General features: G+C 74.3%; 3 protein-coding genes and 1 pseudogene. 1 reads left to right on the top strand and 3 read right to left on the bottom strand.

Features of this window, described 5'->3' with window-relative positions:
• Positions 1-792 (top strand): annotated as a pseudogene (locus EYA84_RS32765) (hypothetical protein); the annotation flags it as partial.
• Positions 793-914: 122 nt separating this feature from the next.
• Here the strand turns inward: EYA84_RS32765 and EYA84_RS29830 are convergent.
• From EYA84_RS29830 to EYA84_RS29840, 3 genes are all read right to left on the bottom strand, one after another.
• Positions 915-1,391, bottom strand: a complete 477-nt coding sequence (locus EYA84_RS29830; protein ID WP_131057446.1) for a response regulator — start codon at positions 1,389-1,391, stop codon at positions 915-917.
• 121 nt (positions 1,392-1,512) lie between these two features.
• Positions 1,513-2,187 (bottom strand): response regulator transcription factor, encoded by a 675-nt coding sequence (locus EYA84_RS29835; protein ID WP_131057448.1) that lies wholly within the window; start codon positions 2,185-2,187, stop codon positions 1,513-1,515.
• Positions 2,184-2,922 (bottom strand): sensor histidine kinase (locus EYA84_RS29840; protein WP_236146036.1); only part of this gene is annotated, 739 nt, incomplete at its 5' end. The genes EYA84_RS29835 and EYA84_RS29840, both read right to left, overlap by 4 nt.

A 2,922-nucleotide genomic window follows, 5' to 3' on the forward strand; every position in this document is an offset into this window, starting at 1 on the left:
CTGTTCGCCCTCGCGGTGGCGGTGCTGCGCGGTCGCCCCCGCCCGCCCTCCGCCCCCGCACCTGACCCGTCGATGCCGGCCGGATCGCCACCCACGATCACCCTGCTGACCCCGGCCGTGTCCGCTGCGGTGCCGACGCTCGCCGACCACTTCTCGCCTCGGCGCACCGGGACCTCGCCGACCCGCACCGCCGTGCTGTCCCGCCCGATCGGACCCACCGTCGCGTCCAGGCCCGACGCACGCCCCCGCCCGCCGGGGCGGTCCACGCTGGTCGACCCGTACGCCCTGACCACCGAGGTCCTGCTCGACGGACGGGCGGTCACGGTGTCGCTCGACGGTGCCCGCGCCGATCGGCCCGGCCCGCCGCACACCTGGCGTGCCGGGGTCCGGGAGCCCTGCTCGGCGACCCTTCCGCTCCTGCTCGGTGCGGCGTCCGGCCGAATCCTCCAGGTCGACCTGGCCCGCTGCCCGGACGCGCTGACCCTGGGCGGTCCGCCGCCGCAGCAGCGGTGGTACGCGTCGCGCCTGGTCCGGCAGGTCCTCGACGCCGGTGGTCAGGTCACCGTGGTGGGCGACCTGACCGACGACCGCCTGCCGGCCGAGTGCCGCCGGGTCGCGGACGTCTTCGACCCACGACTGTCGCAGACCTCCGGCGTCGTGCTCGCCGCCGGGCTGGACCGGCGGGCCGTCCAGGTGGCCCGGCAGTTGAGCGTCTGCGGCGGGCCGGTGCCGGTCCTGCTCGGCGACGCGGTGCCGACGCGCTGGTCGATCCGGATCAGCCCGACCGTCTAGCGGGGGAGAGCGGCCCCCACCGGCCCGGACCACCGCGCGCGCAACGCCGGCCCGGGACAGACGTCCCCGCCGGAACGCCGCCCGGACTCCGCCTCGGCGCGACCGCCCTGACGAAGCAGGACCTAGGTGTTCTGGGGTCGGGTGGACTCGCGCAGCGCCCAGGCGACCGCCGCCACCGCCACCGGTGACAGCCAGCCCAGTCCGGACGCGACGGCCCGCACGGCACCGAGCAGGTCCGCCGGCTCGTGGTGCCCGTACACCAGGCAGCCCTTGAACGGCGCGCGGAGCATGGTGCTGATCGTGCGGTGCTCGGTGGCGGCGGTCAACGCGATCACCGGTGATCGCCGGGCCAGCGCCCGCACCAGGTCGGTGCCCTCGGGGGCGGTTATCCGATCGTCGAGCAGGGTCACGGTGGGCCGCATCCGGTCGGCGAGTGCCACCGCCTCACCGGCGTCACCGGTGAGCGCCACCACCCGGATCCGTTCCCCGGTGTCGAGCACGGTACGGATCACCGACCGCTCGCCCGGGTGCGGATGCGCGATCAACACCCTGATCGTCGGCGCGGTCCGACCGACCGCGCGTACCTGCCGACTACCCATCACGCCGAAGTCGCGCCTGGGCTGATACGGCTGCCATCCGGTCCCCGCTCCCGTCGGTGTCGGGCGGTGCGACGTCACCACCGCCCACACAACGGCGCCGGGGCGCGCCGCGTTCAGCCGGTCACCGAATCGGCGTACCGTCCGGGCCCGACCAGCGCACCACCGCCTCCGTTCGGTTGGTCACCCGCAGCTTGGCGAAGATGTGGTTGAGGTGGTTCTTCACGGTCTTCTCGGTGAGCAGCAGGCGTCGGGCGATCGCCGCGTTCGAGTGGCCGGCGCCGAGCAGCTCGACCACCTCCTGTTCCCGCCTGGTCAGGCCGAACTCCTGCCGCATCCGGCGGATCTGCTCGGCACGGCCCACCGTGTCGCGTTCCCGGTTGGCCTGTTCGCGCAGCACCGCGATGGTCACCGAGGCGCCCCGGGGGGAGAGCCAGCCCTGACCGGCGGCCACCGCGTGGACGGCGCGCAGCAGTTCCGCCGGGTCGAACTCGCCGTGTACGAGGTAGCCGCTGGCGCCGCCGCGCAGCATCCCGGCGATCAGCTCGTCGTCGGAGTCGCTCGTCAACACCAGCACCGACGTCTGCTGGGCGAGCTGGTCCACGACGCTGAGTCCGTCGGCGATCGGCATGCGGTGGTCGAGCAGGGTCACGGTCGGCCGTAGCCGGGTCGCCACGGTCACCGCGGTCCGGCCGTCCGGGGCCTCACCGACCACCCGGACGTCCTCGGCGCTGGCGAGGTAGCCGCGGATGGCGGTGCGGACGATCGGATTGTCGTCGACGATCAGCACGTCGATCATCGGGAGGCCGCCTGGCGGGCGCGGCCGGACTCCGGCACCGGACCGGACAGCGGAACCCGGGCCATCACCCGGGTGCCGCGACCGATGTGGGACTCGACGCGCAGGGTGCCACCGACGGCGTGGGCCCGCTCGGCCATGCCGACGATGCCGAAGCTGCCCGCGCCGGAGAGGTCGGTCAGATCCCCGGGCATCGGGAAACCCCTGCCGTCGTCGGTGATGGTGAGTTCCACATGTGCCTCCGAGCGGTGGAGTACTACCTGGACCAGCGTCGCCTCTGCGTGCCGGGTCACGTTCTGCAACGCCTCGCTGAGGATCTGCGCGAGTTCGTAGCGGGCTGCCACGGGAGGCTCGACCGCGTGTGCGATCACCTGAACCGGGACGCCACTGCGCGTCGACCACTCCGCGCAGATGCTCCTCACGTTATCCGGGAAAGGTCGGTCCGGCAGGTCACGGCGCAGCCCGGCGAGCAGGTCACGGGCCTCGCGCACGGCCGCGTCGGCGCCCTCGGAGACGGTGCCGGCGAGTTGCTCGGCCAGGTCCGGTTGCCGACGGAGCAGACCGGGCAGCGCCACCGCGGCGAAGGAGACGCCCCGCAGCGTCTTGGCCACCGAGTCGTGCAGCTCCCGGGCGAGCCGGGCCCGTTCCGAGGCGGCGGCGGAGCGCTGGGCGGCGGTCACCGTCGCCACCGTCGCCTCGATGTAGCGGGCGAGCGCGGCGGTGGCCACCGCCGCGCCG

The sequence above is a fragment of the Verrucosispora sp. SN26_14.1 genome, from assembly GCF_004307965.1.
In the GTDB taxonomy this organism is placed as follows: Bacteria; Actinomycetota; Actinomycetes; order Mycobacteriales; family Micromonosporaceae; genus Micromonospora.

Bases quoted from the DNA above. Each gene is read 5' to 3' on its own strand.
- EYA84_RS29830 (WP_131057446.1), bottom strand. From the start codon at position 1,391: ATGGGTAGTCGGCAGGTACGCGCGGTCGGTCGGACCGCGCCGACGATC.
- EYA84_RS29835 (WP_131057448.1), bottom strand. From the start codon at position 2,187: ATGATCGACGTGCTGATCGTCGACGACAATCCGATCGTCCGCACCGCC.